Here is a 25,354-nt window from a genome sequence, read left to right as displayed (position 1 = left end):
TCGCGACCCGCTACGCTTGAGTTAAAATGAATGCTCAATGCAACCTCTCCGGGGCACGTGACGCGACTGCTTCACCTCATCGTCGCATCTCTTCTCGTCGCGGGTCACAGCGCGTTCGCCACACCGTGCCAATTCGAAACGCAAGGGGATGGCCGCGTCGCCACGATCATCGACGCGCGCAGCCTGCGTCTCGACGACGGCCGCGAAATCCGCCTGACCGGCATCGAGTCCACGGCGACAACGAAGCAAGCACTGACATCGCTGCTGGTCGGCCGCGACGTGATCCTGCGCGGCACTGACGACACGCCCGACCGCTATGGCCGGCAAGGTGCGATCCTGTTCATCGGCGAAAGCGAGACCTCGATACAGGCCACGCTTCTCGCCCAGGGCGACGCCATCGCTTCCGCCGAAATCACCGACAAGGACTGCGCGGCGGCCCTGATGGCGGCGGAGGCCGAGGCGCGGCGCCAAAAAAAGGGCAACTGGGCTGACCCGTTGGCCATAAAAAACGCGGAAAGTCCGGACGATATTTTGGCCGGGATCGGGCGGTTTATGGTGGTCGAGGGCAAAGTCCTGTCGGTCCGGCAAGCTGGGGCAATGACCTACCTCAACTTCGGACGGAACTGGACACGCGGCTTTGCCGTGACTATTTCAAGGCGCGCGTTGCCGGCGTTCGAAAACGCCGGTGTAACCCTTAAGTCCCTGGAAAATAGGCGTATTCGAGTCCGGGGCTGGGTTGAGGGGACTGTGGGGCCGCGGATCGACGTGCGTCTCTTGGGACAGGTTGAGTTGCTGGGCACAAACGAGCCTATCGGGGTACGGCCTTAAGGCCAGGGCACGGGTTAAGCGACGTGAATGGGGTGCTAGAACGGCACGGACGAGGCGAACGCCGCCTGCGGGCAGCGCCGGCCGCGCTATGCCTTGTGCTGGGTACGGCTCTCGCCGGTTGCGGCGACATGAACCGGTTCCAGACCGCGGCCGTTCCGCCAACCGTCGCCCTCCCCAAACCGAAACCCGCCGTCGCGCAGACGCCCGCCACCGAAAAGGAGCACGAGCGCATCCTGGCGAGCTATGGCGGCACCTACGACGACCCCCGGCTCGAATCATTGGTGACCAAGACCGTCGACCGGCTGGTCGCGGCGTCCGACCGCCCCGACCAGGGCTATAGGGTCACCATCCTCAATTCCGGCGCGGTGAACGCCTTCGCGCTGCCGAACGGCCAGCTCTATGTCACGCGCGGACTTCTTGCGCTTGCGAGCGACACGTCGGAATTGTCCTCCGTGCTCAGCCACGAGATGGCGCATGTGCTGTCCAAGCACGCCGCGATGCGCGAGGACCAGGCGCGCCAGGCCGCGATCGTCACCCGCGTCGTCACCGACATGAGCAACGATCCCGATCTCACCGCGCTCGCGCTCGCCAAGACCAAGCTCACCATGGCGAGCTTTTCGCGCAATCAGGAGTTCGAGGCTGACGGCATCGGCGTCGGCATCTCCGCCAAGGCCCATTTCGACCCTTATGGTGCCGCGCGTTTCCTCTCGGCTATGGAGCGCAATGCCGAGCTGAAGGCCGGCAAGACCTCGCTCGATCCGCGCGCGCAGGATTTCACCTCGTCGCATCCGGCAACGCCCGAGCGCGTGCAGAATGCCCAGACCATCGCGCGGCAATATGCGGCGCCCGAGGGCGCCGAGCGCGACCGCGAGACCTATCTCGCCGCGATCGACAACCTCGTCTACGGCGAAGACCCCAGCGAAGGTTTTGTCCGCGGCCGCAGATTCCTGCATCCAAAGCTCGGCTTCACCTTCCAGGCGCCGGACAATTTCACGCTCGACAACACCGCGCAGGCGGTCATCGGCGTGCGCGACGGCGGCTCGCAGGCGATGCGCTTCGATGTCGTGCGCGTGCCGGCCGAACAGTCGCTCGGCGATTATCTCAACTCCGGCTGGATGGAGGGCGTCGAGAAGGCGTCCACCGAGGACATCACCATCAACGGTTTCCCGGCCGCGTCCGCCACCGCCAAGGGCGATCAATGGTCGTTCAAGGTCTATGCGCTGCGCTTCGGCAGCGACGTCTACCGCTTCATCTTCGCGGCACGGCAGAAGTCGACCGAGAGCGAGCGCAATGCGCGCGAGACCGTCAATTCATTCCGCCGCCTGACGCTGGACGAGATCCAGGCTGCGCGCCCGCTGCGCATCAAGGTCATCACAGTGCAGCCCGGCGACACCGTGGAATCGCTCTCGCATCGCATGGCCGGCGTCGATCATCCCGCCGAGCGTTTTCGTGTGCTGAACGGGCTCGACCGCACCGCGCAGGTGAAGGTGCGTGATCGCGTGAAGGTGGTGGCGGATTGACGAAACGGTCGTGCCGTAACTACCGCGCCTTTTCCTTCAAATACGCGATGATGTCCGCGCGATCCTGCGGGTCCGGCACATCGAAAAACATCTTGGTTTCTGCAACCATGGCCTGCGGTCCGGCCAGCCATTTGTCGAGATTGTCCTCGGTCCAGACAATCCCTGAGCTCTTCAGATCAGGCGAGTAGTCATAGCCGGGAACGCTGCCCGCCTTGCGCCCGACGACGCCCTTGTGCATCGGGCCGACCGCATTCTCGTTGATTGAATGACAATCCGCGCAGCCCTTGTAGAGCGTCTGGCCGCGCGCGACGTTGCCGGTGGCGTGGGCAAGCCCGGTCGAGCAAACAATCGCGATGGCGGCAAAGGTCAGACTTGCAAAGCTGCGCTGGTGGACGGAATTGGACCGGATTTTCATGGGATCTCCTGCTTGCGTCGCCGCAAACAGGATCGTCCGGCCAAAATTTTATTCCCGTCCGCGGAGCGCTCTTTAAGCGCCCGCATCCATATCGCCGGCCTCGCGCTGGCCGCTGAGCCACAGCGCGAGCAGCGTCCAGAACGCGCCGGAGAGCAAATACGCGCCCGAAGCGATAACGCCGAGATTGGTGGCGAGCAGCAGCGCCACCAGCGGCGCGAAACCGGCGCCGAACAGCCAGGCCATGTCAGAGGTCAACGCCGAGGCCGTGTAGCGGTAGGCCTGCTTGAAGTTCGAGGCGATCGCGCCCGAGGACTGGCCGAAGGACAGACCCAGCAGGATGAAGCCGATCACCATGTAGATGGTCTCACCGAACGCGCCGGCATCGAGCAGCTGCGGGGCAAAACCGCTATAGATCGCGATCGCGATCGCCGATCCCATCAGCAGCGACTTGCGGCCGACACGGTCGGCGATGATGCCGGAGAGCACGATGGCGCCGACGCCGAACACGGCGGCGACGATCTCGATGATCAAAAAACGCACCGGGCTTTCGCGGGTGAACAGGAACACCCAGGACAGCGGAAACACCGTGACCATGTGGAACAGCGCAAAACTCGCCAGCGGCGCGAACGCGCCGAGCATGATGTTCTGGCCTTCGCGCGCAACCGTCTCTGAGATGCGCGCGGGCTGCAATTCGCGGGTTTCGAACAGCGTGGCATATTCCTCCGTCGTCACCATGCGCAGGCGGGCGAACAGCGCCACGACGTTGATCGCAAAGGCGACGAAGAACGGATAGCGCCAGCCCCAGTCGAAGAAGTCGTCGGCCGAGAGGTTGCCGGCGAAATAGGCGAACAGCGCGCTCGCCACGATCAGTCCGAGCGGTGCGCCGAGCTGCGGCACCATCGCGTACCAGCCGCGCTTCGAGGGCGGTGCATTCAGTGCCAGCAGCGAGGCCATGCCGTCCCAGGCGCCACCCCAGGCCAGACCCTGCGCGATACGCGCCAGCGCCAGGAGCCAGATCGCGGCGCTGCCGATGTCGTGATAGCCGGGCAGGAACGCCAGCGCCACGGTGGCGGTGCCGAGCAGGAACAGCGCCGAGACCAGCTTGGCCGTCTTGCCGTACTCCCGGTCGACCGTCATGAAAATGACGGTGCCGAGCGGCCGGGCCATGAAAGCCAGCGCGAAGATCATGAAGGAATAGAGAGTGCCGGTCAGTTCGCTCGTGAACGGGAACACCAGGCGCGGAAACACGATCACCGAGGCGATCGCGTAGACGAAAAAGTCGAAGAATTCCGAGGTGCGGCCGATGATGACGCCGATGGCGATCTCGCCGGGACTGGCCTGGTCGTGGCCGTGCTCGCCCGAGTGGATGTCTGCCATTGCGGGGGTCTGTGCCGTCGCCATGCGTGCGCCCTTAACGTCCTGAAAACCAAAGCCGACCGCCCGGCGGGGCGCCAGGCGATCCGGACCTGTCTGGCGTAACATTCCGCAGTGCAACATTGGACAAATTGTCCAATGTCCGGATTGCTGCGCCGCAGCTACCCGTTGGCCCCGCAACGGAAACCCATTTCAAAGGCTCGGCCCGTGTCCCGTCTCAAGATCCTGGCGCTGCTACCCCTGGCAGTTGCGCTCAGCGGCTGCAACTACGTCGTGCTGGCGCCAGCCGGCGATATCGCGGCGCAACAGCGCGACCTCGTCATCATCTCTACCGTCCTGATGCTCCTGATCGTCGTCCCCGTGATGGCGCTGACGGTGCTGTTCGCCTGGCGCTACCGCCAGTCCAACACATCGGCCCGCTACGAGCCGGAATGGGATCACTCGACCAAGCTCGAGCTGGTGATCTGGTCGGCGCCGCTGCTGATCATCATTTGCCTGGGCGCGCTGACCTGGATGGGCACGCATCTGCTCGACCCCTATCGCACGCTCGGCCGCATCAAGGCGGAGCACGCCGTGGATCAGTCCAAGGCTCCGCTAGAGGTCGACGTCGTCGCGCTCGACTGGAAGTGGCTCTTCATCTATCCGGACTACGGCATTGCCACCGTCAACGATCTGGCCGCTCCGGTCGATCGTCCGATCAACTTCCGCATCACCGCCTCTTCGGTGATGAACTCGTTCTACATCCCCGCGCTCGCCGGTCAGATCTACGCGATGCCGGGCATGGAGACCAAGCTCCACGCGGTGGTGAACCACACCGGCACCTACCGGGGCTTCTCGGCGAACTACAGCGGCGCCGGCTTCTCCGGCATGCACTTCAACTTCCAGGGCCTCGACGACAAGGGCTTTGACGCCTGGGTCGCCAGCGCCAAATCCGCCGGCGGCTCGCTCGGCCGCGCCGACTATCTCCAGCTCGAGAAGCCGAGCGAAAACGAGCCGGTGCGCCGTTACGGCACGGTCGATTCCGATCTCTACCGCCTGATCCTCAACATGTGTGTCGAGACCGGCAAGATGTGCCAGAGCGAGATGATGGCGATCGACTCCAAGGGCGGCGCCGGCCATGAGGGCCTGAACAACACCCTGCCGCTGGCCTACGACAAATACGCCCGCCGCGGTACGGCGTTTGGGCCGGAGCCGACCTTCGTCGCCGGCACCTGCACGCCGGATGCGCCGCAGGGCAAGACCACCGCCTCCATCACGGCTCCCCTCGACACCGCGCCGCTCACTGGCGCTGGCCTGAAGCGGCCGACCTTCGCGCCGCTGAAGTCCTCGTCCTTCTTCCTCGGACTGCGTCCGAAGTCAGACTCCTAAAGAGAGCTCGCATGTCTCCTGATCTTCTCAAGCTCATCTTCGGCCGTCTCGGTATCGACTCGCTGCCGCTGCACGAGCCGATCCTCGTCGGCACCTTCGTCATGGTCGCGCTCGGCGGCATCACGCTGTTCGCCGGCGTCACCTATTTCCGGCTCTGGGGCTATCTGTGGCGCGAGTGGTTCACCACCGTCGACCACAAGCGCATCGGCATCATGTACATGATCCTCGGCATCGTGATGCTGCTGCGCGGCTTCGCCGACGCGCTCATGATGCGCGCGCAACAGGCGCTCGCGTTCGGCGGCTCCGACGGCTTTCTCCCCTCCCATCACTACGACCAGGTCTTCACCGCCCACGGCGTGATCATGATCTTCTTCGTGGCGATGCCGTTTGTCACCGGCCTGATGAACTATGTCGTGCCGCTCCAGATCGGCGCGCGCGACGTCTCGTTCCCGTTCCTGAACAATTTCAGCTTCTGGATGACGGTCGGCGGCGCGGTGCTGGTGATGGCTTCCCTGTTCATCGGCGAATTCGCCCGCACCGGCTGGTTGGCTTATCCGCCGCTGTCGAATATCGGTTACAGTCCTGATGTCGGCGTCGACTATTACATCTGGGCGTTGCAGGTCGCAGGCGTCGGAACGACCTTATCCGGCATCAACCTGATCTGTACCATCGTCAAGCTGCGGTGCCCCGGCATGACCATGATGCGGATGCCGGTGTTCACCTGGACCTCGCTCTGCACCAACATCCTGATCGTCGCCTCCTTCCCCGTCCTGACCGTGGTGCTCGCGCTGCTCTCGCTCGACCGCTACGTCGGCACCAACTTCTTCACGAACGACTTCGGCGGCAGCCCGATGATGTACGTGAACCTGATCTGGATCTGGGGCCATCCCGAGGTCTACATCCTGGTTCTCCCCGCCTTCGGCGTCTTCTCGGAAGTGACCTCGACCTTCTCCGGCAAGCGGCTGTTCGGCTACACCTCGATGGTCTACGCCACGGTGGTCATCACCATCCTGTCGTACTTGGTCTGGCTGCACCACTTCTTCACGATGGGTTCGGGCGCCAGCGTCAACTCGTTCTTCGGCATCACCACGATGATCATCTCGATCCCGACGGGCGCGAAGATGTTCAACTGGCTGTTCACGATGTATCGCGGCCGTATCCGCTTCGAGCTGCCGATGCTGTGGACGATCGCCTTCATGCTGACCTTCGTTCTCGGCGGCATGACCGGCGTTCTGCTCGCAGTGCCGCCGGCCGACTTCGTCCTGCACAACAGCCTGTTCCTGATCGCGCACTTCCACAACGTGATCATCGGCGGCGTGGTGTTCGGCGCGTTCGCCGGCATCAACTACTGGTTCCCGAAGGCGTTCGGCTTCAAGCTCGATCCGTTCTGGGGCAAGATGTCGTTCTGGTTCTGGGTCACCGGCTTCTACATGGCCTTCATGCCGCTCTATGTGCTCGGCCTGATGGGCGTGACCCGCCGCCTGCGCGTGTTCGACGATCCGAGCCTGCAGATCTGGTTCGTCATCGCCGCGATCGGTGCCGTCTTCGTCTTCATTGGCATCCTCAGCATGCTGATGCAGTTCGCGGTCTCTTTCCTCAAGCGCGAGCAGCTCAAGGACGTCACCGGCGATCCCTGGGATGCGCGCACGCTGGAATGGGCGACCTCCTCGCCGCCGCCGGACTACAACTTCGCCTTCACCCCCGTCGTTCACGACAATGACGCGTGGTGGGACATGAAGAAGCGCGGCTACCAGCGTCCGCTCACCGGGTTCAAGCCGATCCACATGCCCAGCAGCACAGGCACCGGAATCATCCTCGCCGGCCTCGCCACCGCGATGGGTTTCGGCCTGATCTGGTACATCTGGTGGCTGGCAGCCGTGAGCTTCATCGCGATGCTCGCCGTCGGGATCGGTCACACCTTCAACTATCACCGCGACTTCGACATTCCGGCTGAAGACGTCATCCGGGCCGAGGACGCGCGCACCAAACTGCTCGCCGGAGCCAAGTAAATGACTGTTGCTGTCAATCCCTCGACGACCGGCGAGCCGGTCTTCTACCTCGCCGACGAACACCCGCATCCGGAAGGCTACAGCACCTCGCTCGGCTTCTGGATCTATCTGATGAGCGACTGCCTCATCTTTGCGATGCTGTTCGCCGCCTTCGGCGTGCTCGGCGCCAACTACGCCGCCGGGCCCGCGCCGAAGGACCTGTTCGAGCTGCCGTTGGTCGCGGTCAACACCTCGATGCTGCTGCTGTCGTCGATCACGTACGGTTTTGCGATGCTGACGATGCAGCAGAACAAGATTGCCCAGACGCAGATGTGGCTGGCGATCACCGGTCTGTTCGGCCTCGCCTTCATCGGCATCGAGCTCTCCGAGTTCGCCCACATGATCCATGAGGGCGCGACGCCGCAGCGCAGTGCCTTCCTGTCGGCCTTCTTCACCCTGGTCGGCACCCACGGCCTGCACGTCTCCTGCGGCCTGATCTGGCTGGTGACGCTGATGGTGCAGGTCGGCAAGTTCGGCCTGATCGAAGCCAACCGCCGCCGCCTGATGTGCCTGTCGATGTTCTGGCACTTCCTCGACGTGGTCTGGATCGGCGTCTTCACCTTCGTCTATCTCCTGGGAGTTCTGCGATGAACACCGATACCCGCGCCGCCCACGCCGACGATCATCACCACGGCGACAGCCACACCCACAGTACGTTCTCGGGCTACATGCTCGGCTTCGTGCTCTCGGTGGTGCTGACTGCGATCCCGTTCTGGCTGGTGATGAGCGGCGCGCTGCCGAGCAAGCAGATCACCGCGCTGGTCATCATGGCCTTCGCGGTCGTGCAGATCGTCGTGCACATGATCTACTTCCTGCACATGAGCCCGAAGTCCGAGAACGGCTGGAGCATGATGGCGCTGATCTTCACCATCGTCATGGTGGTCATCGCGCTGTCGGGTTCGCTGTGGGTGATGAACCACCTCAATAGCAACATGATGCCGATGCACGAGATGACGGGAATGAAGTGAGCGATCCCGTGAGACCCGAGGAAAGCGAAGCGCGCGAGCCTGCAAGGGCTGCGCGTCCGCGCCTGTGGCTCACGGTCCTCTCGCTCACGGCTTTTGCTGTTCTGATTGCGCTCGGGATCTGGCAGATCGAGCGCCGCGCCTGGAAGCTGGCGCTGATCGACCGCGTCGAGCAACGCGTCCATGCCCCCGCCCAGCCGGCGCCCTCGCCCGCGGCGTGGCCCGCGATCTCCACTGCGAATGACGAGTACAGGCACGTCACCGTCGCCGGCCGTTTCCTGCATGACCACGAGACGCTGGTTCAGGCTGTCACCGAGGAAGGTCCCGGCTATTGGGTGCTGACGCCGCTCAAACGCGACGACGGCACGCTGGTCCTGGTCAACCGCGGCTTCGTGCCGTCCGAGCGGCGCGACGCATCGACGCGCCAGGGCGATAATCCGGATGGCCGGGTCGAGATCACCGGCCTGCTGCGCATCACGGAGCCGAAGGGCGGATTCCTCCGCAACAACGTGCCACAGCACAACCGCTGGTATTCGCGGGATGTCGCCGCGATCGCCGCGGCGCGCGGGCTCGACAAAGTCGCGCCCTTTTTTGTCGATGCCGACGCCGGATCACAAACCACCGGCGGTCCAATCGGCGGATTGACCGTGATCCGCTTTCCCAATAACCACCTGATCTACGCGCTGACGTGGTTTGCCCTGGCGTTCATGCTGGCCGGTAAACTTCTCGTCACATTCGGCGGCGGGCTGTTCCGCGGCAAGAAACCCTGGAACGGCTTCGTCCACGAACCGGCCGGCGATGCCGCCCGCAGGACGGGATCAGATGCTGGAACGATCGTCGAACAGGCCTGACGACGGAAGAACGCCTCCCCGACCGCTTGGCGAGCTGGCCGTCACGCTGCAATCGCCGGCGGACACGCGCAGCGAGCTGATCGGCGCTGCTCCCACGGACGACGAGACCAACCGCAAGAACATGGCGCTGCTGATCCAGCTGCGCTGGACCGCTGTGGTCGGCCAGATCGTGACCATCGGCGGCGTGCATTTCTGGCTCGGCATCCCCCTGCCCCTGGAGCGGATGGGCGCGGTGATCGGCGCGCTGGTGCTGCTCAACGTCTCCAGCCTGGTTTGGGTGCGCCATCGCGCCGCCGTCTCCAGCAACGAGCTACTGGTCGCGCTGATGCTCGACGTCGCCGCGCTGACCGCACAGCTGTACCTCAGCGGCGGCGCCACCAATCCCTTCACCTCGCTGTTCCTGCTCCAGGTGACACTGGCGGCCGTGCTGCTCGACGCCCGCTCGACCTGGTCGCTGGTGGCGCTGACCTGCGCGTGTTTTGTCTGGCTGACGCTGGCCTACCGGCCGCTCGATCTGCCGCCGAATCCGCTCAGCGAGACCTATACGCTCACCGTTGCCGGCATGCTCCTGGGCTTCGCACTCAACGCGATTCTGCTTGTCGTGTTCGTGACCCGCATCAACAGGAATTTGCGCGAGCGCGACGCGCATCTGGCGGCGCTGCGGCAGCATGCCGCCGAGCAGGACCACATCGTGCGCATGGGTCTGCTCGCCTCCGGCGCAGCCCATGAGCTCGGCACCCCGCTGGCCTCGCTCTCGGTCATCCTCAGCGACTGGCGCCGCATGCCCGATCTTGCCGCCGATCAGGAGCTCGCCGAGGATCTTTCGGAAATGGAAACCTCGCTGCAGCGCTGCAAGACGATCGTCACAGGCATCCTGGTGTCGGCGGGAGAGGCGCGCGGCGAAGGCTCGTCGCCGACCACGGTGACGGCTTTCGTGACGGCGCTGGTCGACGAGTGGCGCGACGCACGCTCGGCCCGCACGCTCTATTTCGTCAACACCTTTGGCGAGGACGTCGCGATCGTCTCCGATATCGCGCTGAAGCAGGTGATCTTCAACGTGCTCGACAACGCCTATGAGGTCTCGCGCGAGTGGGTCGAGCTTGTGGCCGAGCGCGAGGGCGACAATCTGGTGCTGGCGATCAGCGACCGCGGCCCCGGCTTTGCGCCGGAAATGCTGACGCAGCTCGGAAAGCCCTACCAGTCGAGCAAGGGCCGCGCCGGCGGCGGGCTTGGCCTGTTCCTGGTGGTGAACGTCGTGCGCAAGCTCGGTGGCAGCGTGACCGCAGAGAACCACAGGAAGCGCGGCGCCACCGTCCGCCTGACCCTGCCGCTCGCAACGCTCGCGATCGGAGGCAGCTTTGACGCCTGACCGTTCGCTCATCGTCGTCGAGGACGATGAAGGCTTTGCGCGCACGCTGAAACGCTCATTCGAGCGCCGCGGCTACGATGTCGTGCTGGCCGCTTCAATCGAGGACGTGCGCAAGGTGCTGGAGGAGCGATCCTTCGGCCATGCCGTGGTCGACCTCAAGCTCGGCGGCGCCTCTGGTCTTGCCTGCGTCGAGCTGCTGCACACGCACGATCCTGACATGCTGATCGTGGTGCTGACAGGCTTTGCCAGCATCTCCACCGCCGTGGAAGCGATCAAGCTCGGCGCCTGCCACTATCTGGCAAAGCCGTCGAACACCGACGACATCGAAGCCGCCTTCAACAAGGCCGAAGGCAACGCCGAGGTCGCCCTCGATGCGCGGCCGACCTCGATCAAGACGCTGGAATGGGAACGCATCCACCAGACCCTGATCGAGACCGATTTCAATATCTCGGAAGCGGCGCGAAGGTTGGGGATGCATCGCAGGACCCTCGCGCGCAAGCTCGAGAAGCGGCCGGTGAAGTAGGAGGAGCGGATCGAGCTCCCTCCTCCTTATGCGGTGACACTTATCTGCCGAAGCGCGCCGTGACGTCGGCCAGCGCCGCATGTCCTGTGCAGAATCCGACTCCCGGATTGCTATCTCCGTTCTCCAAAGCAGTGGCGTAGACGACGGCAGGATCAGCTTCGAGGCGCTCTCGCAAAGCCGCCAGCTTTGGCCAGCGGCGCCTTTCCGCGACGGCGTGGAAGTCGAGCCAGCGCGCTACACCTGCCAGCACGGCGTCGGCAAGGGTCGGCCGGTCGCCGAGCAGGAATTCCCTCGCTTCGATCATCCCTTCGAGCTTGTCGTGGCGCTCGATCACTTTCGCCCTGCCAAACTCCCGCAGAGCCGACGTCATGGCGGGCTCCATCGCTTTCGCTTCCATTGCGGCCCAGAGCGGCGCAAAGGCAGCCGTAAAGCCAGTATTCACGAACGCCATGAGCTGATGCATGCGATCGGCTTGCGGCGATAGCGGATCGAAGCTGATGCGCCGTTCGACATCCCTGGATTCGAGCCAGGCCGCGATCGCCAACGTTTCCGTTAGCACTGCGCCTTGCTCAGTGATGAACGCGGGCGTCTCGTGTCGCGGATTGATTCGGGCGTATGACGGCCTCCGCATCTCGCCCAACATATCGACGCGACACAACCGATATGGCTTGCCCAGCCATTCGAGCGCCGCAACGAGTCCCATGGAGCTTCCCGTCGGGAAGCCATAGACTAAAATCGGATCCATGATCCATTCTCCGTGATTTCTGATGATCACGCTGCGCAGCGTTGGCGCACCCTAGTTACTCGCTGCACCAAGTAAATTACGAACTTTTTTGTAACCAGGAGTCGCCGATGAAAGATCTTGTCTCAAGATGCCCCATCGAGGAGGTGATGCAGATTCTGAGCGGTCGCTGGCCTACGCTTCTGATCTACTATTTGAAGCAGGGCACCAAGCGCTTCAGCGACTTGCGCCGGGACAATCCGACCATCTCGCACAGAATGCTCGCGCTCGAGCTTCGCAAGCTGGAGGACGCCGGTATCGTGGCCCGCACCGAATTCGACGGATATCCGCTCCGGGTCGAGTATGACCTGACCTCCGCGGGGCACACGCTCGTGCCGTTGATCGACGCGTTGGGCGACTGGTGGTCGACAGTTGCGGTCGCGGCCGACGAACAAGGCCGCGGGATCGGCTCGTCACGAAGCGCGATCTGACACGTCGCCGAACGAGGACAGCCTCCCGTCCAAACAAAAAGCCCGGCCACCGGCCGGGCTTTTGATCTGTTGCGATCGACGCGAGAGCTGCTTACGCGGCCTCGTCGGCGACGGTGGTGCCGTCGCCATCGGTCTCGTCGGAATCGCCCTCGGCATCCGCCTCGCCTTCGCCGTCGGCGGCTTCCGCCTTGGCGTTGCGGCGCGGGCTCTTGGCGAGCTGGCCCTCGATCTCCTTGACCGCTTCGGTCTCGGTCGAGTGCTGCACCACTGCGATCTCACGGGACAGACGATCGAGCGCCGCTTCATAGAGCTGGCGTTCGCTGTAGGACTGCTCCGGCTGCGACTCCGAGCGATAGAGGTCGCGCACGACTTCCGCGATCGCGACGATGTCGCCCGAATTGATCTTCGCTTCGTATTCCTGGGCGCGACGCGACCACATGGTGCGCTTGACGCGGGCGCGGCCCTTGAGGGTCTCCAGCGCCTTCTTCACCAGCGCGGGCTCCGACAGCTTGCGCATGCCGACATTGGCGACCTTGGCGGTCGGCACGCGCAGCGTCATCTTGTCCTTGATGAAGTTGATGACGAACAGCTCGAGCTTGGCACCGGCGATCTCCTGCTCCTCGATGGCCAGGATCTGGCCGACGCCGTGAGCGGGATAGACGACGAATTCGTTGGCCTTGAAGCCCTGACGCTGGGTCACGACCTTCTTTTCCTCGACCTTCGGCGCGGGTGCAGCAGCCTTCACGACCGGCTTGGCAGCAGCAACAGGGGCCTTGGCAGGGGCGGCAGCAACAGGAGCCTTCGGAGCAACGGGCTTGGCAGCGGGAGCCTTTGCAAGAACGGGCTTGGCAGCAGCAGGCTTGGCAACGGTCGCTTTCGCGGCCGGTTTGGCAGTCTTGTGAGGCATTGCGCTTCTTTTGTTCTTCGAGGACTTTGCAGCCGGCGGCGCCTTGGCAGCGGCCCGACCCTTGGATGCGCTACGGCTGGCCGTGGCGACTTTTTTGGCCTCCTTATGGGAAGCCCTCGCTGAAGTACTCTTTTTACGCGTTTTCTGTGACACAGCCTGCGCGCGGAAACTGCCACGCCCCTGTTCGACATTTGGTTTCACGGGAACCCAACGGGGCCAACTGGGCTGACGGGGGTTCAGCTTAATGTGCCCAATATAGCACATTTCCCGCAAAAATCAATGGTTTAGGGGTCTTCAGGGCTGGTTTTCGGCGCTGACGAAGGTATTAGGGTTAAGTTTGGGCGGGAATTAGTCCCCCGAGCCCGGGTTCGGAGAAAAATATTTCTCGAACTTGCCGTCCTGACCGTCAAATTCCTTGGCGTCGGCAGGTGATTCTTTCTTCTGGGTGATGTTCGGCCAGCTCTTGGCGTAGTCGGCGTTGACCTGGAGCCACTTTTCGAGGCCCGGTTCCGTGTCCGGCTTGATGGCGTCGGCGGGGCATTCCGGCTCGCACACGCCGCAGTCGATGCATTCGTCAGGATGGATGACGAGCATGTTGTCGCCCTCGTAGAAACAGTCGACCGGGCAGACCTCGACGCAGTCGGTGTACTTGCACTTGATGCAGTTTTCAGTGACGACGTAAGTCATCCAACGCTCCGAAAAGCTCTTTTAAAAGTCGTGGCTTGCGTAGCGCGGATGGCCGGGCGCTGCAAGGTCGGGAAACCCCGATCATGACGGCTTTATGTGTTTGATCGACCAAGGAATGAATTGAAAGCGCAATTAATTGCGCTTTGCTTCATTCAGCTCCTCGTAGAGCACGCGCGCCGAAGCAGCATCGCCGCGGCGCTCGTTGAAGGCGGTCACTTTCAGCACGCGCACGGTGCGATCGAGTGCGACGGTGATGACGTCACCGATCTTGATCGCACGGCCTGGCGACTTTTCGCGCTCACCGTTGACGCGGACGTGGCCGGACTCGACGAGCTCGGCCGCGGAGGTGCGCGCCTTCACGACGCGCGCGTGCCACAGCCATTTATCGATGCGCTGCCGCTCGGTCGTGGGATCACTCCTTGCGACCGGATAGCTGCTCCTTCAGCGCGGCGAGCTTTGCGAAGGGCGAGTTGGGATCGACCGGGCGATCGCGCTCGCGCGGGTTCGCGCTCGATGCGTAGGGACGCAGCGACGGACCGCCCTGGCGATCGCGGCCCTTGTCGCGGTCACGGCCACGGTTGTCGCGGCCCTTATCGCGATCTCCGCCGAACTTCTTGTTGTCGCGGTTGCGATCGCGGTCCTTGTTGTCGCGATCCTTCCCTTCGAAACGGCGGTTTCCGTCGCCGCGCCCTTCGGGACGCGGCGCGCCTTCGGCGCCAGCTTCGCGCGGCTTGCGGAAGTCTCGGCCGCTATCCCTGCGATGACCGCCGTGACGATGACGCTCACCGCGCTTCTCGCCATCGGCGGCTTGCGCTGCTTCACCTTCAACGGGCGCGGCGCCAGCTTCAGCACCAGCCTGCGGACGCGGCTGATTGTTGTGACGCTGGTGGCGATGGCGTTCGTGGCGCGGCTTGCGATCGTCGTGACGGCCACCGGGACGCCAGACCTCGATGAGTTCGGGTTCAGCGGGCGTAGCGGCAGCCTCAACCGGTGCGGCGGCATCGGCCGATGCGGCGGCTTCGGTTGCAGCAGTCTCGGCGGAAGCGGCTTCAGCAGCCGCCTCCGCAGGCGCAGCAGCTTCTTCGGCCGGCGGCGCGATGCCGGGGGCATCTTCAGGCGTGACGGGAGTTTCAGGCGATGCTTCGAGCGCCGGCTCTTCCTGCGCGGGCTCGTCATGCTGCTCCATGCCGGGCGCGTCTTCGACGGTGGCAGGCTCTGCGGCAGCTTCGATCGCGTTGTCCTCGGAAACTGCGGCTTCCTCGGTCGCGGGCGTCTCAGAAGAGGCTTCTGCAGCCGGCGTCTCCGCAACAACCGCAGCGGGCTTCACCGGCAGCGGCGGACGCTTGTCCATGCGATAGCCGAGCGCACGCAGCACGGACGCAAAGTCTTCGCCGGCGGAACCGGTGAGCGAGGTCATCGCCTGCGTCACCACAAAGCTGCGGCCGTCGAATGCGCCGGCGGGCTTTTCGCCGGACGCATTCTCGCGCCAAGCCAGCGCCGGGCGGATCAGATCGGCAAGGCGCTCCAGAATATCGACGCGGACGGCACGCTCGCCGGCCTGCTTGTAGCCGAGCACGCGATAGGCATCGCGCGGCAGCTGCTTGTCGACCGGGAACGAGGTGCGGCCGGAAGATGCCAGATGCTGCGCGCCCGACAGCGAGGACAGATCGACATTGTCCTGCTTCAGCGCCCACAGCAACGCGGCCAGCGCACGCCCGGCAGGCTTGAGCAGGCCGGGGAAATAGATGTGATAGGCGCCGAAACGGACGCCGTATTTGCGCAACACGGCGCGCGAGGGCTGGTCGAGGTCCTTCAGCTCGTTGGCGATCTTCGGCCGCTCCAGCACGCCGAGCGCCTCGACCAGCTGATAGGCGATGCCGCGGGCAATGCCGGTGACGTCCTCGGCCTTCGACAGCTCGAACATCGGTCCGAGCAGCTTTTCGATATGGGTCTTGAGCCAGAGCTCGAGCCGGGCCTGCACCTTCTCACGCGGCGCACCCGTCAGGCGCTCGTCCGAGATGATACGGATGCGCGGATGCAGCGCCTCCTCTGCGGCAGACAGCCGCGCCACGGCATCGCCGGTCCAGCGGATGGTGCCTTCGGACGTCAGCACGAACTGATCGTCCGGCGCGTTGCCCAGTTTTTCGGCGCGCGAGTTGATCTCGCCGGCGAGCACCGCTTGCGCGGCAGCCTGCAAGGCTTTCGCATCGGAGCCGGCTTCCGCCGCATCCGGTGCAAAGGTGAAGCCATCGAGGCGGCCGATGACATGGCCTTCGACGATGACTTCGCCGGTCTTGCCGATTTCCGTATTCAAGCTCGTGTTCTCCCGCAGGCGGCGCATCAATACACTGGTCCGGCGATCAACGAAACGCTCAGTCAAGCGTTCATGGAGCGCATCCGATAATTTATTTTCGACCTCGCGGGCGATTCCCTGCCAGCGTTCGGGGTCTTTCAGCCAATCCGGGCGGTTGGCGACGAAGGTCCAGGTCCGAATCTGCGCGATCCGGGCCGACAGCGTGTCGATGTCGCCGTCGATGCGGTCGGCCTGGTCGATCTGGGCCGCAAACCAGGAATCGGGGATGCAGCCCTTCTGCATCAGGAAGCCGTACAGCGTCGTGACGAGCTCGGCATGGGCGGCCGGCGACAGTTTTCGGTAGTCCGGGACCTGGCAGGCCTCCCAGAGCCGCTCCACGGCGTCCTTGCCATGCGCGATATCGCGCACCTCGACGTCGCGGGCGGCGTGGTCGAGCACGCGCATGTCTTCGGCGATCGGGGCCCGCGTCAGCGCCTCATGGCCGGGCGACTGGTTCAGGGACACCTGGAGCGCGCCGAGCGAGGAGAAATCCAGCTTCGAATTGCGCCATTGCAGCATCTTCACGTTTTCGAAGGTGTGGTTCTGGAGCGCGTTGACGAGCTCGGTCTCGAACGGCGCGCAGCGGCCGGTGGTGCCGAATGTTCCATTGCGCGTGGCGCGGCCGGCACGGCCGGCAATCTGCGCGAATTCGGACGGCGTCAGGCGGCGGAACTGGTAGCCGTCGAACTTGCGGTCGGAGGCGAAGGCGACGTGGTCGACGTCGAGATTGAGGCCCATCCCGACCGCGTCGGTGGCGACGAGATAATCGACGTCGCCGTTCTGGAACATCTCGACCTGCGCATTGCGCGTGCGCGGCGAAAGCGAGCCCAGCACCACGGCGGCGCCGCCGTGCTGGCGCTTGATCAGCTCTGCGATGGCGTAGACCTCATCCGCCGAGAAGGCGACAATCGCAGTACGGCGCGGCTGGCGCGTGATCTTGCGATCGCCGGCGAATTCCAGCTGCGACAGGCGCGGCCGCGTGATCATGGACACGCCCGGCAGCAGCCGCTCGATGATCGGGCGCATCGTGGCGGCGCCCAGCAGCAGCGTCTCGTCGCGGCCGCGGCGGTTGAGGATGCGGTCGGTGAAGACGTGGCCGCGTTCGAGATCGGAGGCGATCTGGACCTCGTCGACGGCGAGGAAGGAGACATCCAAGTCGCGCGGCATCGCCTCGACGGTCGACACCCAATAGCGCGGGTTCTTCGGCTTGATCTTCTCCTCGCCGGTCACAAGCGCGACGGCGTCGCTGCCGACCCTGGCTGCGATCTTGTTGTAGACCTCGCGCGCGAGCAGGCGCAGCGGCAGGCCGATCACGCCCGAGGGATGCGCGAGCATCCGCTCGATGGCGAGATGGGTCTTGCCGGTGTTGGTCGGCCCGAGCACCGCAGTGACGCCAGCGCCAGGGAGCCGCTCGGAAGCGAAGGGGGAGGGAGAGAAGGGCATCTGGGTGATTAGGTAGTGCCGATTTGGGCGAATGTCAGTGCCGGATGAGGCGGGGTGGGGGCTCCACTGCGGCCCGCCCCATCTCCGTCATCCCCGCGCGAGCGCAACGCGCTCGTCGCCGGAGGCGCGAGGCATGGGACGCAACGCGTCCCATGGGGAGCCTCGAAGGATGGACGGCCCGGGTGCCAGCCAAGAGCATGTCGCAGCATCAGCCGGGCCCGCCGCCCTTCGAGGGCCGCTGAAGAAGCGGCCACCTCAGGGTGACGGGATTGGATAGCGATAAGCCGGGCGATGACACCGAGTGGGTGGGAGCAGCTTCGAAACATCCCGCGCAACTGTCTCACTTTGCGACGCTTTTCCCGTTGGCTTTAAGCTTCGGAACGACTCTAGAACGAATCGCGGCCGAATCGCTGAGTCTCGTTCCGTTCACGCAACATGTCGCGGGACTCTCATTCGTTACGACTAGATGGAGTTTCGCCCTGCCGCACAAGCGACGATTTGATGACGGAAAGCCTTAAGTTGGGGACGACGCGGAGTCGAATCAGAATCGGGGCGGAGTCAAATGGATTCCCGGATCGGAGGCGCCCAAACTCATTTGTGCGAAAACAACCCCATGCACAGTAGGCAAGTGATTGAATTCGTTGGATTAGCCCCGACGACGGGGCGCAGCCCGGCTTTACTGCGTCTTCGCCACGCGCGGGGGCTGGGCTGAGGTGATGAAGCTGGTGGCTTCCAGCATCGCCGGGCCGAGCGGCGTCGGTACCTTCAGCCAGAACGGGACCAAAATCCGCGTGCCCGCTACCGGCGCGAACGCGATCTCGATGTTGCGCTGGGCGGCGAGGTATTTGATCACGGGGCGGTCGGGGATGTAGCCGGCGACAGGCACGAAATAGAGCGAACAGACCACGACCGGGCCCCTGTAGCCCTTCTCGGCCTTCACCGTCTCCATGCGCTTGAAATCGAGTTTCAGCTCGTAACGCATGCGGCCGTCGAACACGGCCGCGCTGCTGTGGCAGGCCTCCGCCGACAGCACCTCGCCGGTGCCGGGCACGCGCAGCAGCGAGGCCGTCATCGGATCCCAGACGCCGCGGCGATGCGCGTCGGTGACGACGATGCGGTCGGCATCGACCGGCGGCTCCGGCACGATGCCAAATTCCTTCACATTGCCCTTGTCGAGGGTGATGTGGATCTCTTCGGTCTTCTTCGAGGTGGTGGTGGAAGCCTGGTAGCCGGTCGCGACCAGCGCGCCGTTGACCACCCGCCCCTGCGAGGCGCCGGTGCCGGACCCGCCCGCGAAGGATTTCAGCAGCCCCGAGGTGCCGCCGGAGGCCGCAGCCGCGAACACGTCGTCGCCGATATCGATGTTCCAGGCGCCCTTGCCGACCGGAATGCCCGCCAGCGAGGCCTCATATTGCGCCTCGAGCTTGCCCTGCGCCGCCACCGGCTCCGCCCCCCACGCCACGACGAGCCCGCAAAGGGCCGCGAAGGCCAGCCGGCCGGCCGAACGCAGCCGGGACCAATGTCGGGGAGATGTGAGCACGAAACGGTCCAATCGGGGCGCGAACGGTTGTTACTTAAGCCAAAAACCGCGGCAGACAATGTGTCCGCGCATGAGCTTCGCGGAACTCCACCTGATATTTCGAGGGTGAATGCGCCCTTTATGTGATGGTAAGGCGCGACAAACATTGCCGTTTTGGTGATCGGGGAACGGCGTCAGGCGCGCGCACCTCCCTCCGCCCATTCCGCTGTCATACCCCGCGAAAGCGGGGTATCCAGTACGCCGCGGCGCCTCTGGCCACCGCAGGCGCCTCGGAGTACTGGATCGCCCGCCTGCGCGGGCGATGACGCCGAGGGTGGGGCGCGAAACCCGCGTGCCACACACCCCAAATCCTTGACTACCCGCCCCTTCCCCCCTATACGTCCGCCCGCTCCCTGCAAGGACACAGAATTAGCCCCCGTGGCGCCCAGAATGGCGGCCGCAAATCGTTTGGGGGACAGAAGAGGATTTCTACCATGTCTCGCCGCTGCGAACTGACCGCCAAGGGTCCCCAGGTTGGCCACAAGGTCAGCCACTCCAACATCAAGACCAAGCGCCGCTTCCTGCCGAACCTCGTCAACGTGACCTTCATCAGCGAAGCCCTCGAGCGCAACGTGCGCCTGCGCGTCTCCACCAACGCGGTGAAGAGCGTCGACCACAATGGCGGCCTCGACGCCTTCCTGCTCAAGGCCAAGGCGGACGTGCTGTCGCCGCGCGCCCTCGATCTGAAGCGCGCCATCCAGAAGAAGGTCGGCCCGACGACCGCGCCGGCGAAGAAGGCCAGCTAAGCGATTTTTGGAATTGGGCGGGGCTAGGTTGCGTCGCGTGGCGTAGGCTTAGCCAAGTAGAGTTTGCGTTACGGCCGGATCGGAAGATCCGGCCGTTTTTGTTTTTGGGGACCTCAAAACCCAACCAGCCATGAACGTCATAGACCAATTGCTCAGACCGCCCCCTTTTCACTGCAGCCACAGATTGTAGTAATTAACTACGGGGGAAACGTGCAAAAAACAAAACCGCATCCGAATTTGCTTCAGCAATTACCCGGACCAACACCTTGGCCGGGGGCGAACGCTCGTCTGTTGGGGCACGGCATGGGCCTCCCCGTGAAACCGTTGGACCGTCTTGCCCAATTTAGCCCGCTAGACTTCGAGCGCTTCACACTTGAATGGGCTTCGGACTATCTAGCTAAGACCCAGGGTGTTTATGAAGTGCAGCAGCGCGGAGGTTCTGGCGACAAGGGCCGCGACGTGGTGGTTTGGTTTGATCCGCCTTCATCGAAGCCGCGGCGATGGTCTCTTTACCAATGCAAGCACTACGACAGCCGACTCGGCGCCGGCACAGCCGCTGCCGAGATAGGCAAGGTTCTCCATTATACTCAGATTGGTGACTATGCCGCGCCGCGTGAATATTGGTTTATAACACATCTCGGCGTTACGTCTGACTTCCAAGATATGGTGGACGACCCCGAGAAGTTACGCACGTACATCCTTGCTAACTGGGACGATCGGTGCGCAACGAAGATCGTGCGGAACACAATTTCTCTTACACCAGCGCTGAAAACTCACATCGCCAACTTTGATTTCTCCATCTTTCGCGTAAAGCAACCTCTGGAGCTAATAGCTGAGCACGCCAAGACAAAATATCATCTGACTGTATTTGGAGCACCATTAGTCGACCGGCCACCTCCGCCGAAGCCTCCATCGACAGTGGCGGCGGGCGAAACAGAGTACGTCAATCAGCTTTTTGATATTATTAGCGAGGCGCTCGGAGCGACCGTTTCGAAGGTTGCCGACTTCGCCCATCATCAAAACTACACACGCCTATTTGATCGCTCGCGTTTAACCTTCTACTGCGCCGAGGGATTGAAGGAGTTGGCGCGCGATCAGATGGCAGATAGCAGCTATTTCGACACTCTGCTGGACGAGTTTTCGAATGGCCTTTTCCACGACTATACCGCTCCCACTCTGACGGGGCTGCAGCGCTTAATCGAAACAGTCAAAGCCGCTCAGACGTTGCAGCTTGGTGGCCACGTGCTCGCACCTCACGTCCTTGCGAACGATCGAGAGGGCATGTGCCACCAAATGGCTAATGAGAAGCTCGTGAGCTGGTGCAAGCCATGACCCCTAAACATGCCGAACGCGAACCCCGGCCGTTCAATTCACCGCTTGAGTGCGGATTGCGAATGCTCTTCGTGCTAAGCGCAGCCAAGGAAAGACCGTCAGACCTACAGCGGTTGATTTCCTACGACTACCTCTTAGTCCACTCGGGCGACGTTCCTGCTGGCCCCAATAGCCTCCACCCATCCGTACCGTTTCGTAGCTCGGAGCTACTCGTCAAGCGAGACTTGTTGGACGCCGGCCTAAATCAAATGTTTTCCCGAGAGCTTATCGAAAAAACATTCGAACCTTCCGGCATCTTGTATCGCTCTACAAACCTAACAAAGCCGTTTATCAATTTATTGCGCTCTGAGTACGCTGCCGCGCTACGCCTTCGATCGAAGTGGCTTATCGACCGATTTGGCGCGATGCACGATTCCGAGCTTGCAGCATTTATGACCACAAATATTGGCCGCTGGGGCGCGGAATTTGAGCGTCTGTCGGCGATCAAGGATTTAGAGCTCTAAGAATGATGCAGATACGATCAATATTATTGAGGGGGCCCGGCCTAGACGACGCCCTCGTCACCTTCGAAGATCGCGCGAATATTCTCGCAGGGGAATCGGATACCGGAAAGAGCTACTTGGTCCATTGCCTAGACTACATTCTCGGTGCAGATGAAATGAAAAAGCGCATCGAAGAAGCCGAGCCGTATTCGCAACTGCTCGTCGAATTCGAGAATTCTGAGGCGCAATTCCTCACGCTCGAGCGGAGTTTAAGCGGCGGAGATATCGCCGCCTACGCCAGCAGGATTAATGACATTAAGCCGGGCAGCGGAGAGCGTATCGTCCCAAAGCGATCAGGGAAGAGTCAAGCAAAGGACGTTACCGAAATCCTTTTCGCTTTTGCCGACATCAAAGAAGCTACACTGAGAAAGAACGACAGAGGGGACGTCAATCGACTGACTATTCGCACCATGCTGCCTCTCTTTCTTGTAGACGAGATTTCCATCATTGACGAACGTTCTCCGATTACAGGGCGGCTTGGATTTGACGCCACCGCAAGGAAACGTGCATTTGCGTATATGCTGTCTGGCAAAGATGACGCGGGTATTATTGCAAGCGAACGGAAAGACATTGCAGCAGCGCGCTTGAACGCCCAGCTTAGCGTCATCTCCGACATTCTTACACCGATCGAACAACGGCTCCAGAGCCGCACTCAACATGCCGACGACTCCATCGAAAGAATCGACAAGACCATACAAGCACTTTCGCAGTCCTTAGCTGATCACTCGGAAGAACGAGAGACGCTTGAGAATGAGCGTCGCGACGCGATCGCACTCGTTCAACACGCGGAGTCGCAACTGCTTGCGATCACGGAGCTTCAACGACAATATAATCTTCTGGCCGAGAGGTATCGGAGCGACCTCGATCGGCTCGATTTCATCACTGAAGGTGCTCACTTCTTCGACGGGCTTCAAGAAGTTCGATGCCCTCTTTGTGATCAGCTTATGTCGCCTGAACACTCTCACAAAGCCTCGGAAAGGCGCATTGAAGTCTATGAAGCCGCGCGAGCAGAGGCATCAAAAATAAGAGCTCATAGCAACGACCTCAGAGAAGCAATAAAGACGCTCGAACTGCTACGCTCAGCGCGCGAAACTGAACGCAATGCTGGCCAAGACACTATAAAGCGGACAGACTCGCGCATTCGAAGCATCCTTGCCCCTGCAATGCAAGACGATAACACGAGATTAGACCGCCTCTTCTCCCGTCGGGTAGAGCTAGAGGCTGCGCGCAGTGACGAAGTACAAGCTTCCGATCTCCGGGGGCTTAAAGAGAAGATCGAAAGCGAGGTTTCAGGACGCAGCCCATCCTCTCAAAAATGGGAACCATTACCCGCAGGCGCACTACGCAAGCTTTGCGCTGAAGTGGAAGGGGTTCTCAAGGAATGGAAATGGGAAGGCGAGGGTCGAGTAGAGTTCGATGAAACTGAATACGACATCAAAGTAGATGGGCAGCGACGACAATCCCACGGCAAGGGCGTTCGCGCGGTACTTTACTCTGCTTTTGTTATCGCTGTGCTGAGATACTGTCACACCAATGGCCGACCGCACCCCGGCACTCTCGTGATCGACTCGCCGCTCACGAGTTACAAAAAGGGCAAGACTGGCGGAAAAAGCGATGGCCCAGTCAGCGAAGGAATTGAGTCTGCCTTTTGGCAGGCCCTTCGTAGAACTCCGACAGGCGTTCAGATAATCATCATCGAGAATAAGGAACCGCCGCCCGAGGTAGCGGAGGCGGTTCACTACGAGTGGTTTGCCGGCAAGAACGGTCCGCCGGGGGAACGAAAAGGCTTCATTACAGCCCAGAGCTAGAGCGACTCTATTGGGATTTCTTCATGCCAAATCCGATTCTATTTGAGGAGGCACTTTCCGCTACGGAAGGAGTGAACCGCTCTCTCCTCGTCGGGAATGGATTCTCTTACAAATATTTCAGCTATACGAATCTTTTGGATAATGCCGGCCTAGAGACTAATGAGCCCTTACGATCTCTTTTCGATACCTTCGACACGGTCGACTTTGAGGCGATCATAAAGACCTTAGAGGACGCGGCTCTAGTCGAGGGAAAATACAACAAGCCGTCAAGAGTTCTAAAACTGGGCAAAGAGGCGGGCAAGCTTCGGCGGGCGCTAGTCCACGCGGTCCGTGCAGTCCATCCGGACTTTCACTTTGAAATCGAAGGTCTAAATCTCGCGCTTCAGTTTATTTCTAACTTCTCATCACTATTTACACTCAACTACGACTTTCTCCTCCACTGGGTACGCTTGCAGGATCCAGAGCGTTTTTGGGATGGGTTCGGCCTGGGTGGGAACAACGGCGGCTTTCGCGGGCCGTTCACACCCGAAGCTTGGTGCAATGTTTACAACGTTCACGGAGGATTGCATTTGTTCGCCGAGGCAGATGGCTCGGTGCGCAAACGCATTGGAGAGCCAGCAATCATTGAAGCGATCGGCAAGACTATCAGCGAGGATGGCCGGCTCCCCCTGTACGTTGCTGAAGGCTCCTCGTCTCAGAAGCTTTCGCGAATATTCGGATCGCCGTATCTTCGACATTGCTTCGATAAGATCAAGAAGTGCGACGGCGCATTCTTCGTGTTCGGTCATTCAGCGAATCGAAGCGACGAGCATGTTTATGATCAGATTTTCAAATCGGCAGCAGACCATCTGTACTTCTTCGTGCACGAACCCACCCAAGCGAAGGTCGCTCTGTTGAATGCCGAGTTGGAACGCTACAAAGTAATCGCCGAGTCGGAGATCGAGTTCACTTTTGTCGATTCCGGCTCCGCAAACGTTTGGGGCTAGCGTTAGAGTAGTTTTGCGCGATTAGGATCGTGCCCCGTCAACCTCGATCCACGAAATCCCTGCGTCTCTGTCCCGCACTCATCAAAACTGTTTATACCCGCTCCGATCGAGTCACCGGGAGGGACATCCTTGCCGTCCCCTACCCCCGAAAATCAATACTCCGCAGCACGATTCCCGGCGGCGTGCCCTCGAACTCCGTCGCCTGATATTTGCGTTCCACACAGGCTTCGATGCGGTCGCGCAGGCGGGTGAACTGCTCCTCGCGCTCGCTCGGCCGGGCGCGCGGGCCGCGCTCGAGGTCGTCCATCGCGGAGGTCGAGATCGCACAGGCGACCTCCTTCGTGCCGTCCTGCATCGAGAACTGGACGATGCCGCGGTCCTGTTCGTGGCCGATGAAGCGGCCGCTGGTGAGTGTCATGGGGTTACTCCTACTTCCTGAGAGCCGATGAGAAGAGGCTCGATTGCCGCCATGGAGGAGGTGCGCTCCCTCTCCCGCTT

24 protein-coding genes are annotated in these 25,354 nt (G+C 62.2%); 15 read left to right on the top strand and 9 right to left on the bottom strand.

Features of this window, described 5'->3' with window-relative positions; all coding sequences use genetic code 11:
- The first annotated feature begins 30 nt into the window (after positions 1 to 30).
- On the top strand, positions 31 to 828 hold the full coding sequence (locus tag B5V03_RS13455) for a thermonuclease family protein (RefSeq protein ID WP_129270773.1): 798 nt from the start codon (positions 31 to 33) through the stop codon (positions 826 to 828).
- A 128-nt stretch (positions 829 to 956) separates the two neighbouring features.
- A complete protein-coding gene (locus tag B5V03_RS13450) occupies positions 957 to 2,348 on the top strand; it encodes a M48 family metalloprotease (protein ID WP_245502212.1) in 1,392 nt (463 codons plus the stop codon).
- A 19-nt stretch (positions 2,349 to 2,367) separates the two neighbouring features.
- Here B5V03_RS13450 and B5V03_RS13445 read toward each other — a convergent pair whose 3' ends face one another.
- Entirely contained in the window at positions 2,368 to 2,763 is a 396-nt protein-coding gene (locus tag B5V03_RS13445; protein ID WP_129270772.1) for a c-type cytochrome, read from the bottom strand.
- Between the two features lie 72 nt (positions 2,764 to 2,835).
- On the bottom strand, positions 2,836 to 4,164 hold the full coding sequence (locus tag B5V03_RS13440; RefSeq protein WP_129270771.1) for an MFS transporter: 1,329 nt from the start codon (positions 4,162 to 4,164) through the stop codon (positions 2,836 to 2,838).
- Positions 4,165 to 4,344: 180 nt separating this feature from the next.
- Between B5V03_RS13440 and cyoA the strand changes: the two genes are divergently transcribed.
- The 7 genes from cyoA to B5V03_RS13405 are packed head-to-tail and all read left to right on the top strand — an operon-like array spanning position 4,345 to position 11,261.
- Complete coding sequence (gene cyoA, locus B5V03_RS13435) at positions 4,345 to 5,505, top strand: ubiquinol oxidase subunit II (protein ID WP_129270770.1); 1,161 nt, start codon at positions 4,345 to 4,347, stop codon at positions 5,503 to 5,505.
- 11 nt (positions 5,506 to 5,516) lie between these two features.
- Entirely contained in the window at positions 5,517 to 7,514 is a 1,998-nt protein-coding gene (gene cyoB / locus B5V03_RS13430) for a cytochrome o ubiquinol oxidase subunit I (protein ID WP_129270769.1), read from the top strand.
- Positions 7,515 to 8,144, top strand: coding sequence for a cytochrome o ubiquinol oxidase subunit III (gene cyoC / locus B5V03_RS13425; RefSeq protein ID WP_129270768.1), 630 nt, complete (start codon positions 7,515 to 7,517; stop codon positions 8,142 to 8,144).
- A complete protein-coding gene (gene cyoD, locus B5V03_RS13420; RefSeq protein WP_129270767.1) occupies positions 8,141 to 8,521 on the top strand; it encodes a cytochrome o ubiquinol oxidase subunit IV in 381 nt (126 codons plus the stop codon). Before cyoC ends, cyoD begins: the two co-directional genes overlap by 4 nt.
- 8 nt (positions 8,522 to 8,529) lie before the next feature.
- Positions 8,530 to 9,369, top strand: a complete 840-nt coding sequence (locus B5V03_RS13415) for an SURF1 family protein (RefSeq protein WP_245502211.1) — start codon at positions 8,530 to 8,532, stop codon at positions 9,367 to 9,369.
- Positions 9,341 to 10,738, top strand: a complete 1,398-nt coding sequence (locus tag B5V03_RS13410) for an ATP-binding protein (RefSeq protein WP_164987977.1) — start codon at positions 9,341 to 9,343, stop codon at positions 10,736 to 10,738. Before B5V03_RS13415 ends, B5V03_RS13410 begins: the two co-directional genes overlap by 29 nt.
- Positions 10,728 to 11,261, top strand: coding sequence for a response regulator transcription factor (locus B5V03_RS13405; protein WP_129270764.1), 534 nt, complete (start codon positions 10,728 to 10,730; stop codon positions 11,259 to 11,261). The genes B5V03_RS13410 and B5V03_RS13405 overlap by 11 nt, the downstream gene beginning before the upstream one ends.
- 40 nt (positions 11,262 to 11,301) lie before the next feature.
- Here B5V03_RS13405 and B5V03_RS13400 read toward each other — a convergent pair whose 3' ends face one another.
- On the bottom strand, positions 11,302 to 12,006 hold the full coding sequence (locus B5V03_RS13400; RefSeq protein ID WP_129271208.1) for a glutathione S-transferase family protein: 705 nt from the start codon (positions 12,004 to 12,006) through the stop codon (positions 11,302 to 11,304).
- Positions 12,007 to 12,113: 107 nt separating this feature from the next.
- Here B5V03_RS13400 and B5V03_RS13395 point away from each other — a divergent pair, with 107 nt between their 5' ends.
- Positions 12,114 to 12,473 (top strand): winged helix-turn-helix transcriptional regulator, encoded by a 360-nt coding sequence (locus B5V03_RS13395; protein ID WP_129270763.1) that lies wholly within the window; start codon positions 12,114 to 12,116, stop codon positions 12,471 to 12,473.
- 91 nt (positions 12,474 to 12,564) lie between these two features.
- On the opposite strand, the gene B5V03_RS13390 is transcribed toward B5V03_RS13395, so the two are convergent.
- The 5 genes from B5V03_RS13390 to B5V03_RS13365 all read right to left on the bottom strand — a co-directional run bounded on the left by B5V03_RS13390 (position 12,565) and on the right by B5V03_RS13365 (position 19,403).
- Positions 12,565 to 13,380 (bottom strand): CarD family transcriptional regulator, encoded by an 816-nt coding sequence (locus tag B5V03_RS13390; protein ID WP_164987976.1) that lies wholly within the window; start codon positions 13,378 to 13,380, stop codon positions 12,565 to 12,567.
- A gap of 348 nt (positions 13,381 to 13,728) precedes the next feature.
- On the bottom strand, positions 13,729 to 14,067 hold the full coding sequence (gene fdxA, locus B5V03_RS13385) for a ferredoxin FdxA (RefSeq protein ID WP_129270761.1): 339 nt from the start codon (positions 14,065 to 14,067) through the stop codon (positions 13,729 to 13,731).
- A 132-nt stretch (positions 14,068 to 14,199) separates the two neighbouring features.
- Entirely contained in the window at positions 14,200 to 14,457 is a 258-nt protein-coding gene (locus tag B5V03_RS13380) for an RNA-binding S4 domain-containing protein (protein WP_129270760.1), read from the bottom strand.
- A gap of 22 nt (positions 14,458 to 14,479) precedes the next feature.
- Positions 14,480 to 17,863, bottom strand: a complete 3,384-nt coding sequence (locus B5V03_RS13375; RefSeq protein WP_129270759.1) for a helicase-related protein — start codon at positions 17,861 to 17,863, stop codon at positions 14,480 to 14,482.
- 676 nt (positions 17,864 to 18,539) lie between these two features.
- Positions 18,540 to 19,403: a DUF3108 domain-containing protein gene (locus B5V03_RS13365; RefSeq protein ID WP_129270758.1), complete on the bottom strand. Its 864-nt coding sequence runs from the start codon at positions 19,401 to 19,403 to the stop codon at positions 18,540 to 18,542.
- Between the two features lie 473 nt (positions 19,404 to 19,876).
- Here B5V03_RS13365 and rpmB point away from each other — a divergent pair, with 473 nt between their 5' ends.
- From rpmB to B5V03_RS13340, 5 genes are all read left to right on the top strand, one after another.
- Positions 19,877 to 20,188, top strand: a complete 312-nt coding sequence (rpmB, locus tag B5V03_RS13360; RefSeq protein WP_129270757.1) for a 50S ribosomal protein L28 — start codon at positions 19,877 to 19,879, stop codon at positions 20,186 to 20,188.
- Between the two features lie 210 nt (positions 20,189 to 20,398).
- Entirely contained in the window at positions 20,399 to 21,520 is a 1,122-nt protein-coding gene (locus tag B5V03_RS13355) for an ABC-three component system protein (protein WP_245502209.1), read from the top strand.
- A complete protein-coding gene (locus B5V03_RS13350) occupies positions 21,517 to 22,023 on the top strand; it encodes an ABC-three component system middle component 2 (protein ID WP_164987975.1) in 507 nt (168 codons plus the stop codon). Before B5V03_RS13355 ends, B5V03_RS13350 begins: the two co-directional genes overlap by 4 nt.
- Before the next feature lie 155 nt (positions 22,024 to 22,178).
- Positions 22,179 to 23,870: a hypothetical protein gene (locus B5V03_RS13345; RefSeq protein ID WP_129270755.1), complete on the top strand. Its 1,692-nt coding sequence runs from the start codon at positions 22,179 to 22,181 to the stop codon at positions 23,868 to 23,870.
- 23 nt (positions 23,871 to 23,893) lie between these two features.
- Positions 23,894 to 24,856: a DUF4917 family protein gene (locus B5V03_RS13340; protein ID WP_129270754.1), complete on the top strand. Its 963-nt coding sequence runs from the start codon at positions 23,894 to 23,896 to the stop codon at positions 24,854 to 24,856.
- A gap of 139 nt (positions 24,857 to 24,995) precedes the next feature.
- Here B5V03_RS13340 and B5V03_RS13335 read toward each other — a convergent pair whose 3' ends face one another.
- Entirely contained in the window at positions 24,996 to 25,274 is a 279-nt protein-coding gene (locus B5V03_RS13335; RefSeq protein ID WP_129270753.1) for a DUF1488 family protein, read from the bottom strand.
- Positions 25,275 to 25,354: the final 80 nt, after the last annotated feature.

This window comes from Bradyrhizobium betae (assembly GCF_004123905.1).
Classification (GTDB): domain Bacteria; phylum Pseudomonadota; class Alphaproteobacteria; order Rhizobiales; family Xanthobacteraceae; genus Bradyrhizobium; species Bradyrhizobium betae_A.
This window is presented reverse-complemented; position numbering and strand designations above follow the sequence as displayed.

Bases quoted from the DNA above. Each gene is read 5' to 3' on its own strand.
- B5V03_RS13455 (WP_129270773.1), top strand. From the start codon at position 31: ATGCTCAATGCAACCTCTCCGGGGCACGTGACGCGACTGCTTCACCTC.
- B5V03_RS13375 (WP_129270759.1), bottom strand. From the start codon at position 17,863: ATGCCCTTCTCTCCCTCCCCCTTCGCTTCCGAGCGGCTCCCTGGCGCT.
- fdxA (WP_129270761.1), bottom strand. From the start codon at position 14,067: ATGACTTACGTCGTCACTGAAAACTGCATCAAGTGCAAGTACACCGAC.
- B5V03_RS13410 (WP_164987977.1), top strand. From the start codon at position 9,341: ATGCTGGAACGATCGTCGAACAGGCCTGACGACGGAAGAACGCCTCCC.
- B5V03_RS13340 (WP_129270754.1), top strand. From the start codon at position 23,894: ATGCCAAATCCGATTCTATTTGAGGAGGCACTTTCCGCTACGGAAGGA.
- B5V03_RS13335 (WP_129270753.1), bottom strand. From the start codon at position 25,274: ATGACACTCACCAGCGGCCGCTTCATCGGCCACGAACAGGACCGCGGC.
- cyoC (WP_129270768.1), top strand. From the start codon at position 7,515: ATGACTGTTGCTGTCAATCCCTCGACGACCGGCGAGCCGGTCTTCTAC.
- B5V03_RS13390 (WP_164987976.1), bottom strand. From the start codon at position 13,380: ATGCCTCACAAGACTGCCAAACCGGCCGCGAAAGCGACCGTTGCCAAG.
- cyoD (WP_129270767.1), top strand. From the start codon at position 8,141: ATGAACACCGATACCCGCGCCGCCCACGCCGACGATCATCACCACGGC.
- B5V03_RS13450 (WP_245502212.1), top strand. From the start codon at position 957: ATGAACCGGTTCCAGACCGCGGCCGTTCCGCCAACCGTCGCCCTCCCC.
- B5V03_RS13400 (WP_129271208.1), bottom strand. From the start codon at position 12,006: ATGGATCCGATTTTAGTCTATGGCTTCCCGACGGGAAGCTCCATGGGA.
- B5V03_RS13440 (WP_129270771.1), bottom strand. From the start codon at position 4,164: ATGGCGACGGCACAGACCCCCGCAATGGCAGACATCCACTCGGGCGAG.
- B5V03_RS13445 (WP_129270772.1), bottom strand. From the start codon at position 2,763: ATGAAAATCCGGTCCAATTCCGTCCACCAGCGCAGCTTTGCAAGTCTG.
- rpmB (WP_129270757.1), top strand. From the start codon at position 19,877: ATGTCTCGCCGCTGCGAACTGACCGCCAAGGGTCCCCAGGTTGGCCAC.
- B5V03_RS13395 (WP_129270763.1), top strand. From the start codon at position 12,114: ATGAAAGATCTTGTCTCAAGATGCCCCATCGAGGAGGTGATGCAGATT.
- B5V03_RS13345 (WP_129270755.1), top strand. From the start codon at position 22,179: ATGAAAAAGCGCATCGAAGAAGCCGAGCCGTATTCGCAACTGCTCGTC.
- B5V03_RS13350 (WP_164987975.1), top strand. From the start codon at position 21,517: ATGACCCCTAAACATGCCGAACGCGAACCCCGGCCGTTCAATTCACCG.
- cyoB (WP_129270769.1), top strand. From the start codon at position 5,517: ATGTCTCCTGATCTTCTCAAGCTCATCTTCGGCCGTCTCGGTATCGAC.